This is a genomic window from Derxia lacustris, assembly GCF_002105195.1.
GTDB classification, from domain to species: Bacteria; Pseudomonadota; Gammaproteobacteria; order Burkholderiales; family Burkholderiaceae_E; genus Derxia; species Derxia lacustris.
In genome coordinates, this window is the sequence record NZ_MUHU01000026.1 from 146,158 (window position 1) to 160,173 (window position 14,016).

The 14,016-nt window shown below is 70.1% G+C and carries 14 protein-coding genes; 6 read left to right on the forward strand and 8 right to left on the reverse strand.

Annotated elements, in window-relative coordinates; all coding sequences use genetic code 11:
• Window positions 1-234 precede the first annotated feature (234 nt).
• The 3 genes from B9P64_RS18510 to B9P64_RS18520 form a co-directional block, all read right to left on the reverse strand.
• Window positions 235-1,212, reverse strand: a complete 978-nt coding sequence (locus B9P64_RS18510; protein ID WP_085317644.1) for a methylated-DNA--[protein]-cysteine S-methyltransferase — start codon at window positions 1,210-1,212, stop codon at window positions 235-237.
• A gap of 145 nt (window positions 1,213-1,357) precedes the next feature.
• Complete coding sequence (locus B9P64_RS18515) at window positions 1,358-3,745, reverse strand: xanthine dehydrogenase family protein molybdopterin-binding subunit (RefSeq protein ID WP_407919693.1); 2,388 nt, start codon at window positions 3,743-3,745, stop codon at window positions 1,358-1,360.
• 11 nt (window positions 3,746-3,756) lie between these two features.
• A complete protein-coding gene (locus B9P64_RS18520) occupies window positions 3,757-4,215 on the reverse strand; it encodes a (2Fe-2S)-binding protein (RefSeq protein WP_085317645.1) in 459 nt (152 codons plus the stop codon).
• A 225-nt stretch (window positions 4,216-4,440) separates the two neighbouring features.
• On the opposite strand from B9P64_RS18520, the gene queE reads away from it, so the two are divergent.
• From queE to slmA, 5 genes are all read left to right on the forward strand, one after another.
• Entirely contained in the window at window positions 4,441-5,082 is a 642-nt protein-coding gene (gene queE, locus B9P64_RS18525) for a 7-carboxy-7-deazaguanine synthase (protein WP_085317646.1), read from the forward strand.
• On the forward strand, window positions 5,079-5,444 hold the full coding sequence (locus B9P64_RS18530; RefSeq protein WP_085317647.1) for a 6-pyruvoyl trahydropterin synthase family protein: 366 nt from the start codon (window positions 5,079-5,081) through the stop codon (window positions 5,442-5,444). Before queE ends, B9P64_RS18530 begins: the two co-directional genes overlap by 4 nt.
• A gap of 173 nt (window positions 5,445-5,617) precedes the next feature.
• Window positions 5,618-6,535 carry an acetylglutamate kinase gene (argB, locus tag B9P64_RS18535; protein ID WP_085317648.1) on the forward strand — a complete coding sequence of 306 codons (918 nt, stop codon included), beginning with the start codon at window positions 5,618-5,620 and terminating at the stop codon, window positions 6,533-6,535.
• Between the two features lie 3 nt (window positions 6,536-6,538).
• Complete coding sequence (locus B9P64_RS18540) at window positions 6,539-7,318, forward strand: pyrimidine 5'-nucleotidase (protein WP_235840040.1); 780 nt, start codon at window positions 6,539-6,541, stop codon at window positions 7,316-7,318.
• Between the two features lie 162 nt (window positions 7,319-7,480).
• Window positions 7,481-8,122: a nucleoid occlusion factor SlmA gene (gene slmA, locus B9P64_RS18545; protein WP_085317649.1), complete on the forward strand. Its 642-nt coding sequence runs from the start codon at window positions 7,481-7,483 to the stop codon at window positions 8,120-8,122.
• Window positions 8,123-8,134: 12 nt separating this feature from the next.
• Here the strand turns inward: slmA and B9P64_RS18550 are convergent, their stop codons facing one another.
• The 5 genes from B9P64_RS18550 to gpmA all read right to left on the reverse strand — a co-directional run bounded on the left by B9P64_RS18550 (window position 8,135) and on the right by gpmA (window position 13,388).
• The gene (locus B9P64_RS18550) at window positions 8,135-8,653 is read right to left on the reverse strand and encodes a disulfide bond formation protein B (RefSeq protein WP_085317650.1); all 519 of its coding nucleotides are present in this window, start codon (window positions 8,651-8,653) and stop codon (window positions 8,135-8,137) included.
• A 9-nt stretch (window positions 8,654-8,662) separates the two neighbouring features.
• Window positions 8,663-9,418, reverse strand: coding sequence for a HesA/MoeB/ThiF family protein (locus tag B9P64_RS18555; RefSeq protein WP_085317714.1), 756 nt, complete (start codon window positions 9,416-9,418; stop codon window positions 8,663-8,665).
• A 40-nt stretch (window positions 9,419-9,458) separates the two neighbouring features.
• A complete protein-coding gene (locus tag B9P64_RS18560; RefSeq protein WP_085317651.1) occupies window positions 9,459-10,913 on the reverse strand; it encodes a S41 family peptidase in 1,455 nt (484 codons plus the stop codon).
• A gap of 91 nt (window positions 10,914-11,004) precedes the next feature.
• Complete coding sequence (locus B9P64_RS18565; protein WP_085317652.1) at window positions 11,005-12,606, reverse strand: murein hydrolase activator EnvC family protein; 1,602 nt, start codon at window positions 12,604-12,606, stop codon at window positions 11,005-11,007.
• A 29-nt stretch (window positions 12,607-12,635) separates the two neighbouring features.
• On the reverse strand, window positions 12,636-13,388 hold the full coding sequence (gene gpmA, locus B9P64_RS18570; protein ID WP_085317653.1) for a 2,3-diphosphoglycerate-dependent phosphoglycerate mutase: 753 nt from the start codon (window positions 13,386-13,388) through the stop codon (window positions 12,636-12,638).
• A 213-nt stretch (window positions 13,389-13,601) separates the two neighbouring features.
• On the opposite strand from gpmA, the gene B9P64_RS18575 reads away from it, so the two are divergent.
• Window positions 13,602-14,009: a rhodanese-like domain-containing protein gene (locus tag B9P64_RS18575; RefSeq protein ID WP_085317654.1), complete on the forward strand. Its 408-nt coding sequence runs from the start codon at window positions 13,602-13,604 to the stop codon at window positions 14,007-14,009.
• Window positions 14,010-14,016 lie beyond the last annotated feature (7 nt).

A 14,016-nucleotide genomic window follows, 5' to 3' on the forward strand; every position in this document is an offset into this window, starting at 1 on the left:
CCGGGGGTGACAGGAAGCGAGGGAAACCCGAGCGAAACAGTCATCTGCGCGACATAAGTCGCAGTGCAGGGCCGGCTGCCGTGTGATGCCGACCTTTCCCATCCTAGAAAAAATTAGGTGAATTTCTTACTGCATGCCGGTGCGGAATGATTCGTATGTGCGACTCCATGCGGGTTGGGGCGCAACAGTCGGCGCCGGGCGCGATGACGGCGCTTGCAACCCGGGCGTGCGCGGTCAGGGCTGGTGTGTTGCGGCGCCGGGCGGGCCGGCCTCGCGCTCCAGCAGCGCGCGCTTGCGCTCCACGCCCCAGCGATAGCCCGACAGCCCGCCGTCGCTGCGCAGCACGCGGTGGCAGGGAATCGCCACCGCCAGCGGATTGGCGGCGCAGGCGCCGGCCACCGCGCGCACCGCCTTGGGCGCGCCGATGCGTTCGGCGATCTGGGCATAGCTGGCGGTGCTGCCGGGCGGAATCTGGCGCAGCGCCTGCCAGACGCGCTGCTGGAAGGCGGTGCCGCGCAGGTCGAGCGGCAGCGCCAGGCCCAGCCGTGGCGCCTCGACAAAGCCGATGACCGTGGCCACGGTGCGCTCGAAGTCGGCATCGCCGCCGATCAGGCGGGCGGCGCCGAAGCGGCGTTGCAGCTCATGCAGCAGCGCGTCGGGATCGTCGCCGAGCAGCACCGCGCACAGGCCGACCGCCGTCTGCGCGACCAGGATGGCGCCGAGCGAGCATTGCCCGACGGCGAAGCGGATCTCGGTGCCGGCGCCGCCGGCGCGATAGCGCCCCGGCGTCATGCCGAGCACGGCGTCGGCGGCCTCGTAGAAGCGCCCGCTCGATCCATAGCCGGCGGCATGCAGCGCATCGGTCACGCGCGCGCCGGCGGCGAGCCGCTCGCGCACCCGGTCGGCGCGGCGCGCGGCGGCCCAGGCTTTCGGGCTCAGGCCGGTCACGGCCTTGAACACGCGTTGCAGATGCCAGGCACTGAAGCCCGCGCGCGCGGCCAGATCGGCGAGCGTGGGCTCGGCATCGGCCGCCTCGATGAAGCGGCACAGCTCGGCGACGACGGTGGCGTGGCGGTCGGCGGGGGCACCGGCGCTGGCACCGGCTTGGCGGTCGGCGTCGGCGCCGCTGGCCGGATGCGGACCGGCCGCCGCGCCCCTTGCCGCGCCGCTCACCGCCGCATCGCCCGCCCGCTGGATTGCCCGCTCGCTCATCGCATCGCCTCCGTCATCGAGTGGCGATTGTCGCGGGCCGGCGCGGCGGCGGCACTCCGGAGCTTGCGATCCGGGCCGCGCGGTCGGGCGCGGCGCTGCCTGTGCCTTTGCCCGCGCCGCTCGGCCGGCCGCGGACCAGCTGCCGTCAGGCCGACTTGAGGTCGAACGGCAGCGAGCGCAGCCGCTTGCCCGTCAGCCTTGCGATGGCGTTGGCAAACGCCGGCGCCAGCGGCGGCAGACCCGGTTCGCCCATGCCGGTCGGCGCGGCGGCCGACGGCACGATGAACACCTCGACCACCGGCATGTCGGGCATGCGCGCCACCGTGTACTGATGGAAGTTGGTCTGCTCGACCACGCCGTCCTTCAGCGTGATGGCGGCGCCCGGCAGCGTGGTGCCCAGACCCATCAGCGCCGCGCCTTCCACCTGCGCCGTCACGGTCAGCGGATTGACCGCGAAGTTGCAATGCACGCCGCCCCAGACGTGATGCAGCTTCGGCACGCCGTCGGCGACCGAGGCCTCGACCACATAGGCCACCACGGTGTTGAAGCTTTCGTGCAGCGCCACGCCAAAGGCTCGGCCGGCCGGCAACTTGCGCTTGCCGTAGCCCGACTTGGCCACCGCCAGATCGAGCGCCGCAAGGTGGCGCGGATGCTGGTTGCCGATCAGCTGGCGCCGGTACTCGACCGGATCGGCGCCGGCATTGGCGGCCAGCTCGTCGATCAGCGTTTCCATCACATAGGCGGTGTGGGTCGAGCCGACCGAGCGCCACCACAGCACCGGCACATTCACTTCCATGTTGTGTACCGACAGCTCCATCGGCACGGCATAGGGCGCGCCCATGCCCTCGACCATGGTGCCGTCGACGCCGTCCTTGAACAGAAAGCCCTCGAACGGCGTGCCCTTGACGATGCTCTGGCCGGCGATGCGGTGTTCCCAGGCCAGCACCTGGCCCTTGGCATCGAGCGCGATGCGCGCCTGGTGCACATGCAGCGGCCGGTAGTAGCCGCCGCGCACATCGTCCTCGCGGCTCCAGATCATCTTGACCGGCTCGGCATGGCCGGCTGCGGCCCAGGCCTTGGCCACTTGCGCGGCCTCGACCACGTAATCGCTGGTCGGCACCGCGCGCCGGCCAAAGCCGCCGCCGGCCATCTCGGTGTTGAACCTGACCTTGGCCGGCTCGATGCCGAGCGTGCGCGCGACCGCGCCCTGGTCGATGCCCTGGAATTGCGAGCCGCACCAGACCTCGGCCGCGCCGTCCTTGAAGGCGATGGTGCAGTTGAGCGGCTCCATCGGCGTGTGCGCCAGATAGGGAAAGACGTACTCGGCCTCGATGACCTTGGCGGCGGTGGCGCCGCTGGCGGCCACCGGCATGGCCTGCGGCGCGCTGCGCGTGCCGGCGCCGAGCGGCGGCTCCTTGGCCAGCGCGCTCATGTCGGCGGCGAGCGCGACCGTGCCCCTGGTCCTGGCCTGCTCGCGGTAGCGCGCGATCTGGTCGGGCGTGCTGACCTTTTCCAGGCCGTCGCTGTTCCACTTGATTTCCAGCGCTTCGCGGCCCTGCTTGGCCGGCCAGTAGCCGTCGGCGATCACCGCGACGGCTTCGCCGCCGCGATCCGCCGGCACCTTGAGCACCGCGCGCACGCCCTTGATCGCGCGTGCCTTGCCGTCGTCGAACGACGCCACCTTGGCGCCGAACACCGGCGGATGCGCGACCACCGCCACCTTCAGCCCGTCGAGCCGGCGGTCGATGCCATAGCTCTGCCGGCCGGTCGACTTGGCCGGCGCATCGAGCCGGCGCGTCGGCTTGCCCAGCAGCCGGAACTGGTCGGGCCGCTTGAGCAGGATGGTCTCGGGCAGGGGCAGGCCGGCGGCCGCCTCGGCGAGCTGGCCGTAGCGCGCGCGCCGGCCGTTCGGGCCGACGACCGCGCCGTTCTCGGTGCGCAGCACGGCCGGATCGAGCTGCCATTGCCGCGCGGCGGCGGCGACCAGCAGGCTGCGCGCGCTGGCGCCGAGCGTGCGGTAGTGCAGCCAGGAGTTCTTGATGGAATTGGAGCCGCCGACCATCTGGAGCCCGATCACCGGGTCCTTGTAGGCGTCGCCGGCCGGGGCCAGCTCGGGCTTGATTTGGCGCCAGTCGCAGTCGAGTTCCTCGGCGATGAGCATCGGCAGCGACGTTTGCACGCCCTGGCCGAAGTCGAGCCGGTTGACCTGCACGGTCACGCCGTCGTCGGCACCGATGCGGATGAAGGGGCCGGTCGGCAGCGCCTTGGGCGGCGGCGCGGCGCCCCAGATCTGCGGCTTGTCGGTCTGCTCGTCGGCGGCGCGGGCCAGCGGCGCCAGGCCGATCAGCAGGCCGCCGGCGGCCGTGGTTACGAGGAAGCGGCGCCGGTCGAGCCGTTGCGGGCCGGTGGCGTCGAGCATGGCGGCGTCGCCGCCTTGCGCTGCGCCGGTGGCGGCGAGCAGGCCGGCGGCGGCACGGTCGGCCTCGGCGCGCGCGGCGGGGTCGGAGAGAAAGCGGTCGAGTTGCATCTGCATGGCTCCCGGGGTCAGGCGAGCGCCTGGGCGGCGTCGTGGATGGCGGCGCGGATGCGCTGATAGGTGCCGCAGCGGCAGACGTTGCCGGCCATGGCCGCGTCGATGTCGGCATCGGACGGCTTGCGCTTGTCCTTGAGCAGCGCGGTCGCGCTCATGATCTGGCCGCTCTGGCAGTAGCCGCACTGGGCCACGTCGTGCTTGACCCAGGCGGCCTGGACCGCCTTGCCGATGCGCTCGTTGCCGATCGCCTCGATGGTCACGATCTTCTTGCCCACGGCGGCGCTCACCGGCGTGATGCAGGCGCGCGTGGCCTGGCCGTCGATATGCACGGTGCAGGCACCGCACATCGCCATGCCGCAGCCGAACTTGGTGCCGGTCAGGCCGGCGCTGTCGCGCAGTGCCCAGAGCACCGGCGTGTCGTCCGCGATGTCGAACTGGAACTCGCGGCCATTGATGTTGAGCCTGGTCATGCCGTCTCCTGGGATGGGGTCGGGAGCGACCGGCATGCCGCGCTGGCAGAACGCCGCACGCCGGGTGGGAAAGGGAACTTGCAGCAGGCCCGGCCGGGCGCCCGCTAGACTTGCCGCCCCGCGCGGCCGGCCGGTCCGGCTGCCGGCGCGGGGCTGGCGGCGCACGATGGTGCCGCAGCGGCACGGGCGTCGCGCGGCGATGCGGGCATCTCGGGAGCGACGCGCATGGCGTATTCGGTGAAAGAAATCTTCTACACGTTGCAGGGTGAGGGCGCCAATGCGGGCCGCGCCGCAGTCTTCTGCCGGTTTGCCGGCTGCAATCTGTGGAGCGGCCGCGAGGCCGACCGGGCCGGCGCGGTCTGCCGCTTCTGCGACACCGACTTCGTCGGCACCGACGGCACGCTCGGCGGCAAGTTTGCCGACGCCGCAGCGCTGGCCGACCAGATTGCCGCGCAATGGCCGACGTTGGCCGCTGTTACCATCCGCCCCTTCGTCGTCCTCACCGGCGGCGAGCCGCTGTTGCAGGTCGATGCGGCCCTGGTCGATGCGCTGCATGCGCGCGGCTTCGAGATTGCGGTCGAGTCCAACGGCACGGTCGCGCCGCCGCCCGGCATCGACTGGCTCTGCGTCAGCCCCAAGGCCGGCGCGCCGCTGGTCGCCACGCGCGGCCAGGAGCTGAAGGTGGTCGTGCCGCAGGCCGGCCTCGATCTCGACGCGCTGGCGCAACTCGACTTCGACCACCGCTTCCTGCAACCCATGGACGGCGCACTGGCGCGCGACAACGCCCGCCTCGCCGTCGACACCTGCATGCGCGATCCGCGCTGGCGCCTGAGCGCACAGACCCACAAGTACCTGGGCATCCGATGATTCACGAACTCACCCAGGAATTCTTCTTCGACGCCGCCCACACGCTGGAGCGCACGATCGAGACGGATTCCAGCCGCCGCATCCACGGCCACACCTATCACGTCCTCGTCAGCCTGCGCGGCCAGCCCGACCCGAAGAACGGGATGCTGATGGACCTCGGCTATTTCCGCGCCGCGCTGGCCACGCTGCGCGAACGGCTCGACCATCGCTTTCTCGACGAGATTCCCGAGATCGGCCCGGCCACGCTCGAAAACCTCTGTACCTATGTGTGGCACCAGCTCGAAGCGGCCCTGCCGGCGATCAGCCGGGTGACGGTCGAGCGCCGCGCCGGCGGCGACCGCTGCACGCTGACCCGCGACTGAGGGCCGACCGGGCGCCGCGGCGCAACCGGCGTGCGCCGCCCTGCCGCGGTCCGCTCGTCGTGCCCTGCGCGCCAGCGCGCTTTCCCGCTGATTTCACAAGCTTTTCGCTGCCGGAAGCGCCTTTTTGCGCTGCTAGACTGCGGCCCCGTTTCCCTTCCTCCCGAGCCTTTGCCATGAGCGACACCCAGGAACTCGATCCCACCCTCGAAGCCGCCAAGGTGGCGCCGCGCGTGAAGGCGGAAATCCTGTCCGAGGCGCTGCCCTTCATCCGCAAGTTCCACGGCCGGACCATCGTCATCAAGTACGGCGGCAACGCCATGACCGATCCGGCGCTGCAACAGGATTTCGCCGAGGACGTGGTGCTGCTCAAGCTGGTCGGCCTCAACCCGGTGGTGGTGCATGGCGGCGGCCCGCAGATCGACGAGGCGCTGGCCAAGATCGGCAAGAAGGGCACCTTCATCCAGGGCATGCGCGTCACCGACGACGAGACCATGGAAGTGGTCGAGTGGGTGCTGGGCGGCGAAGTGCAGGGCGACATCGTCGGCCTCATCAACCATGCCGGCGGCAAGGCGGTGGGCCTGACCGGCCGCGACGGCGGCATGATCCGCGCCCGCAAGCTGCTGCTGCCCGACCGCGACGATCCGACCAAGCTGCACGACATCGGCTCGGTCGGCGAGATCACCGCCATCGATCCGGCGGTGGTCAAGGCGCTGCAGGACGACCAGTTCATCCCGGTCATCGCGCCGATCGGCTTCGGCGAGGACAACGAGACCTACAACATCAACGCCGATGTGGTGGCCGGCAAGCTGGCCGAGGTGCTCAAGGCCGAGAAGCTGGTGCTGCTCACCAACATCAAGGGCGTGCTCGACAAGAACGGCGAGCTGCTCACCAAGCTCACCGCCAAGCGCATCGACGAGCTGTTTGCCGACGGCACGATCAGCGGCGGGATGATGCCCAAGATCAGCTCGGCGCTCGACGCGGCCAAGGCCGGCGTGCATGCGGTCCACATCATCGACGGCCGCGTGCCGCATTGCCTGCTGCTCGAAATCCTCACCGAGAAGGGCGTGGGGACGATGATCCGCTCGTACTGAGCGGTGACGCGCCGCCCGCCGGCCGTCCGTCGCCAGACCGGGCCGCTCGGCCGCCGTCGCGCGGACCTCGGCCCGCCAGTCAGCGCGCGGCGCGAGATCGCCGAGCTACCGGCGCCGCGCCGTGCGCCGGTCTGGCTGTTCGACCTCGACAACACCCTGCACGACACCTCGACCGCGATCTTTCCCGAGATCAGCCGGCTGATGACGGCCTACATCGTGCGGCGCCTGGGCTACTCGCCCGCCGATGCCGACCGGCTGCGCCGCGAGCTGTGGCAGCGCTACGGCGCCACGCTGCTCGGGCTGGTGCGGGAGCACGGCGTCGATGCCGCCGAGTTCCTGCGCGAGGCCCATGCCTTCGACGATCTGGCGGCCCTGATCGTGCCGCAGCGCGGACTGGCGGCGGCGCTGCGCCGGCTGCCCGGCCGCAAGATCCTGTTCACCAACGGCCCGCGCGCCTATGCCGAGGCGCTGCTGTTCCATCTGGGCATCGACCGGCATTTCCAGCGCTGCGTCGCGGTCGAGCAGATGACGCTGCACGGCCAGCTGCGGCCCAAGCCGTCGCGGCCGATGCTGCGCGCGCTGCTGGCGCGCGAGCGGGTCGATCCGCGCCGCTGCGTGCTGGTGGAGGACAGCCTGCCCAATCTCGTCGCGGCGCGCGCGCTCGGCATGAGCACAGTTTTGATGACCGCGCATCTGCCGAAACACATGCATCGACGTGCGACGTGGGCGAGGGAAAAAATCACGTCAATCGGCATCTTGCAACGTAAAATTTCACGCTTCTAGGTGTCCAAACGGTCGGCATGCGGTCGCTTTCACAGGATGGGCGGAAGGCCGTTTCTATGTCGCCGTGAATGGTGCCGGCGAGTGACCGCTGTCTAGAATCGTCGCGTTTGATATTTCCTGTGACATTTTTGTCAAAACGCATTTCAGCGCCGACCTCGAAAGATGACTCTCACCACACTCGCGAACGACCACATCACCGACGACGCCGGTACCGCCCGCAAGCGGGCCTACAGCAAGCCTGGCGAACGTCGCGTGCAGATCCTGCAAGCGCTCGGCGAGATGCTGGAGCACCCGAAAGGCGAGCGCATCACCACCGCGGCGCTCGCGGCCAGACTCGAAGTTTCCGAAGCGGCGCTCTACCGCCACTTCGCGAGCAAGGCCCAGATGTTCGAGTCGCTCATCGAATTCATCGAAGGCACGCTGCTCGGCATCACCGAGCAATGCGCGGCCGACCATGACGATGGCATTGAGCAGACGCGCGCCCTGGTGCTCGCGCTGCTGGGCTTTGCCGAACAGAACCGCGGCATGACGCGGGTGCTGGTCGGCGATGCGCTGGTGGGCGAGAACGACCGCCTGCAAGTGCGCATGAACGAGCTGTTCGACCGGCTCGAAGCGGCGATTGCGCGCGGCCTGCGTGCCGCGCTGTTCCAGGGCCGTCTGCCCGACGGCTTCGACGTGGATGCGCGCGCCAACCTCGTGCTCAGCTACGTGGGCGGCAAGTGGCACCGCTATGCCAAGAGCGGCTGGCTGCGGGCACCGGGCGAAGGCGCCGAGGGTCAGATCGCGACCCTGCTGCTGGTCTGATCGGCAGGCGCGTCAGGCGCCTTCGAACAGCCCCGGGCTGCGGCCCGGGCGCGCCAGGGCCAGCAGGCCCAGCGCCAGCATCGTGGCCAGCAGCATCATCGACAGCTGCGGGATGTTGAAGCCGAACAGCGTCCATTCCACGGTCAGGCAGTCGCCATGGCCGGCAAAGATGCGCGGCAGCAGTTGTTCGAGCGAGAAGTTCTGCAGCATCCAGCTGAACGGGCGACCGCAGCTGGCGCTTTCGGGCGGATGGGCGATGAGCCAGGTGTGCCAGCTGGCCACGCCAAGGCCTGCCGCCGAGGCGAGCGCCGACAGCGCCGCCAGCAGCCGGATCAGCCAGGGCCGGGTGCCGACCAGCGCACCCACCAGCGCGATGGCGCCGGCAATCACATAGGCCAGCCGTTGCACGATGCACAGCGGGCAGGGCTCCACGCCCAGCTCATGCTGGACATAAAGCGCTGAAGCCATGGCGCCGACCGAAATCAGGCAGACGAGAGCGAGCGCGCGACGCGCATTGAGCAGCTTGGGCATGCGAAGCAATCAGTGATGGCGCTGGCCGCAGACCGGGCAATCGGCGTCGCGCGGCAGCTTGATCGAAGTCCATTCCATGCTGCGGGCGTCGAGCAGCAGCAGCCGGCCGGCCAGGCTGCGACCGATGCCGGCCACCAGCTTGAGCGCCTCGGCCGCCTGCATCGCACCGACGATGCCGACCAGCGGCGCGAACACGCCCATGGTGGCGCAGCGGATTTCCTCGGCGTCGTCGGCCTCGGGGAACAGGCAGTGGTAGCAGGGCGAGGCCGCATCGCGCGGGTCGAACACGCTGACCTGCGCCTCGAAGCGGATTGCCGCGCCCGACACCAGCGGCACGCCGGCCGCCACGCAGGCGCGGTTGACGGCATGGCGGGTGGCGAAATTGTCGGAGCAGTCGAGCACGACCGTGGCGCGGCCCACCTCGCGGGCCAGCGCATCGCCGGCCAGCCGTTCGGCGATCGCCACCACTTCGATTTGCGGATTGAGCGCCGCCAGCGTCTCGCGTGCCGATGCGGCCTTGGGCCAGCCGACGCGCGCCGTGCTGTGCGCGATCTGGCGCTGGAGATTGGTGAGATCGACCGTGTCGCCATCGGCGATCACGATCCGGCCGAGGCCGGCGGTGGCCAGATACATGGCCGCCGGCGAACCCAGGCCGCCCGCGCCGATGACCAGCGCGGTCGCATCGAGCAGCCGTTGCTGGCCCTCGATGCCGATCTCGTCGAGCAGGATGTGGCGGCTGTAGCGCAGCAGCTGATCGTCGTTCACGGCGCGCTCCGGAATGCGAAGCGCGCCGCGCGGCGACAACTCATTGCTTGGTCGGCGCAGCGGCGCCCTTGTCGCCGCTCACGGCGGCGGTCTCGACGCGCGGCTTGGCGGTTTCGACCGGCTTGCCCTTGAGCTGGTTGAGGCCCTGCTGCAACTGCCAGTCGTCGGCGCTGCCGTACTCGACCGGCTTGCGGTTCTTGAGGATTTCCTCGATGCGCTTGGCATCGGCGGCGCGCTGCTCCGGCGTCTTCTTTTCGGCCGCCGCCTCGCCGCCCTCGGGATTGGCCAGGTGATGGTCGAGGTCGGCCTCGCGGGTGCCGAATTCGGCCAGCGGATCGCCGTCCTTGTATTCGTCGACCAGCAGGTCGGGCGTGATGCCCTTGGCCTGGATGCTGCGGCCGGCCGGCGTGAAATAGCGCGCCGTGGTCAGCCGGATGGCGGTCGTGGCCGACAGCGGCAGGATGGTCTGCACCGAGCCCTTGCCGAACGACTGCGTGCCGATGACGGTCGCGCGCTTGTGATCCTGCAAGGCGCCCGCGACGATCTCCGACGCCGACGCCGAGCCGCGATTGACCAGGATGACCATCGGCAGCCGCTTGGCATCGACCGACAGCTTGGCCACGTAATCCTCGGTGCCGCGACCGCGCAGATAGTCCTCGGGATTGGCGAAGAACTTGCGCTTGGCATCGTCGGTGCGGCCGTCGGTCGACACCACCAGATCGCCCTTGGGCAGGAAGGCCGCCGACACGCCGATGGCCGCATTCAGCAGGCCGCCCGGGTCGTTGCGCAGGTCGAGCACGATGCCCTTGAGCGGGCCTTGCGCCGCCAGCTTGTTGAACTGCGTCACCAGGTTTTCGGCCGTGGCTTCCTGGAACTGGGTGATGCGCAGATAGGCATAGCCCGGCTCGACGATCTTGGACTTGACCGAGGCCACCTTGATGACCGCCCGCTCAAGCGTGATGACGATCGGCTTGCTCTCGCCCTTGCGCGCGAAGGTGACCGTGACGCTGGTCTTGGGCTTGCCGCGCAGCAGCTTGACCACGTCGGTCGTGCTCATGCCCTTGGTTGGCTTGTCGTCGACCTGCACGATCAGATCGCCGGCATGCACGCCGGCACGCGCGGCCGGCGTGTCCTCGATCGGCGAGATCACCTTGGGGAAGCCGTCCTCGCTGCCGATCTCCATGCCCAGCCCGCCGAACTCGCCCTGCGTCTGCGTGGTGAGTTCCTTGAACGCATCGGCATCGAGGTACTGCGAATGCGGATCGAGGCTGGTCAGCATCCCCGAGATCGCCTCGGTGACGAGCTTCTTGTCCTCCACCGGCTCGACATAGTTGCTCTTGATCGCGCCGAACACGTCGGTGAACTGGCGGATTTCCTCGTAGGGCAGGGCGGGGCGGGGTTCGCGCTGCGCGACCGCCGTCAGTTGCAGGCTGACCAGCACGCCCGCCACCACACCCGCCGAAACCAGACCCAGGCTCTTCAACTTGCTGCCCATCGTTCATCCACCTATTGCGAGACGGCTGTTGCCGGAGAAATCGCTGCAAAAAAACAGCCCGGCGCGAGATGCCGGGCTTTGCATCATGCAGTCAGCGCAGCCACCCGGAAGGGTCAATAGCCGCGCCTGCATGCCTGAGTTCAAAGTATAGGCCGGGGCGTTCGGCGCCCCCGGTCGCGCCCACGCTGGCAATTGTGTCGCCGGCGTTAACGCTCTGACCTGCAGTTTTGTAGATCGATTCATTGCCGGCGTAGATCGACAGGTATTGCCCGCCGTGGTCGACGATGACGATGTTGCCGAAGCCGCGCAGCCAGTCGGCGAACACGACCCGACCGCGTGCCACCGCATGCACTTCGGCGCCGGTGGGGGCGGCGATGAACAGGCCCTTCCAGGTCGACTGGCCGTTGTCGCGCGGACGGCCGAAGCGGCCGGTGATTTCGCCGGCGGCGGGCTGGGCGAGCCGGCCGCGCAATGCCTCGAAGGCCGAGCCGTCGGGCAGCATCGCGATGCTCGGCGCGGGCGGCGGCGGTGGCGGCGCAGCGGGTTCGGCGGCACGCGCGACGGCGCCGGCCGGCGGCGCGACGTTCTCCGGCGTGCCGGCCGATGGCGCGCCGGCGCTGCCCGCCGGCGTGGATGCGCCGCCCACCGGCGCCGACGGGCCTGCGCCCGCACTCGCCGTGGCGCGATTGCCGGTGCCCGGCGCCGGCTGCACCGTGCCCGACCGTGCGCGCGCCGCATCGGCCTCGGCCCGCTTGCGCGCCGCTTCGCGCTCGGCCAGCTCGCGTCGCGCGGCTTCCTTGGCGGCATCGCGTGCGGCCTGCTCGGCGCGGCGCTTTTCGGCGGCGATGCGCTCGCGCTCGCGGCGTTCGTCGTCGGCAATGATCTTGCCGAGCTTGTCGATGAGACCGTTGAGCCGCTCGGCATCGCGCTCCAGCGCGCCGACCTGCCGGCGCTGCTCGTCGAGCCGCGCCGACACCTGGGCCAGCGTGGCGCTGCGCGCGAGCTTTTCGCGTTCGAGCGTGGCGCGGCCGGTTTCCTGCTCGGCCCGGATCGCCGCCAGCTCGTCGATGCGCTGGCGCTGGCTGGCGGCCAGCTCGGCCTGCTGGCGCTCGGCCGCTTCGAGTTCGTCGATGGCCTTGCGCTGGGCCCGGCCCACATAGCCGAGCAGCGCCAGGCTGCGGCCGCTGTCGTTCGGGTTCTGGCCCGACAGCAGCAGCTGCCAGGGACTGATGCGGCCGGTCGTGTATTCGGCCCGGGCGAGCCGCGCAAGCCGTTCGCGCTGATCGGCGATCTCGCGCTCGACGCGGGCCTGCTCGGCATTCGCCGCAGCCAGCGCCGCTTCGGTTTCGCGCTGGCGCGTGTCCAGGTCGTGCAGCTGGCGGTTGGCTTCGGAGATGGCCGCTTCCGACGCGCGCAGCGCATCGCGCGCCTCGCTGCGGTCGGATTCGGCCTTGTTCAGATCGCGCTTGAGCGACTGGATGCGGTCGCGCAGCTCGCCGGCTTCGCTCTGCGCGGCGCGGCGCTGCTCGGCGGTGGCGCCGACCGGTGCCGGCGCGGGAATGGCGACTGCGGGTGCCGGCGTCGGCGCGGCGCCGGCCGGCATGGCGGTCAGCAGCGCCGCCGCCAGCAAGACCGCCGCGCCCGGCCGCAGCGCGACGGCGCCGGCCCGGGCGGCACGGCTTGCGGCCGGCATCGACCGCCGGCCTCGATGCGCGATGGGGTTCAAGCCGCCTTGGCTTTGCCCTGGGCCGCGACGGCATTCATCGCTGCCTCGATCTCGGCCTGATTGCCGAGGTAGTAGTGGCGGATCGGCTTGAGGTCGTCGTCCAGCTCATAGACCAGCGGGCGCGCGGTCGGGATGTTGAGCGAGACGATGTCGTCGTCGGAGATGCCGTCGAGGTACTTGATGAGCGCGCGCAGCGAGTTGCCGTGGGCCGCGATGATGACCTTCTTGCCGCTCTTCAGCGTGGGGGCGATGGTCTCGTCCCAGTAGGGCAGCACGCGCGCCACGGTGTCCTTCAGGCACTCGGTGGCCGGCAGCAGCGCCGGGTCGAGGTCGGCATAGCGGGCGTCGAAGCGCGGATGGCGTTCATCGTCGAGCGCCAGCGGATTGGGCGCGATCGCATAGGCGCGGCGCCACACCAGCACCTGCTCGTCGCCGTACTTGGCGGCGGTCTCGCTCTTGTTCAGGCCCTGCAGCGCGCCGTAGTGGCGTTCGTTCAGGCGCCAGTGCTTCTCGACCGGAATCCAGAGCTGGTCGAGTTCGTCGAGCACGGTGTTGAGCGTGCGGATCGCGCGCTTGAGCACCGACGTGAACGCGATGTCGAACGAATAGCCTTCCTGCTTGAGCAGCTGGCCGGCGGCCTTGGCTTCGCGGGCGCCGTTTTCGGTGATGTCGACATCGGTCCAGCCGGTGAAGCGGTTGTCGAGGTTCCACTGCGATTCGCCGTGGCGAATGAGAACGAGTTTATGCATGGCGGGCTCAGCGTTGCGCTGCAAGGTTTGGAAACCGGGTCCGGCGGCGGCGCCCTCTGGGCGGTGGTTTGCGGGCTGGCGGCGGCGCTGGATGCGCGCCTGCGAGCTGGGCGCGGCGGGAGGAAAACCCCGGCATTTTATAATGGCCGACTTTGGCGTCGCCCTGACGCTTCCCTCATCCGCGCGCATGCCGCGCCGCAAGGTCAGCCCCAAGTGAAGTTCCTGCTCGAGTATTGGTACCTCGTCGCCTCCGCCCTCGTGTCGGGCGCACTGCTGCTTTGGCCCATCCTGCGCAACGGCGGCAAGGGCGGTGTCTCGCATTTCGAGGCCACCCGGCTCATCAACGATCGCGATGCCTGGCTGGTGGACGTGCGCAGCGCCGAGGAATTCGCGCGCGGCCACATCACCGGCGCCCGCAACATTCCGCTCGACCAGCTCGAAGCGCGCAGCGCCGAGCTGACCAAGGCCAAGAGCAAGCCGCTGATCGTGGTTTGCCAGAGCGGCCAGCGCGCCCAGCGCGCGCTCGCGCTGCTGACCAAGGCCGGCTTCGGCGAGGTGGTCGTGCTCGAAGGCGGCGTGACTGCCTGGCAAGCCGCCGGCCTGCCGCTGCGCACGGCCTGACGCGCCC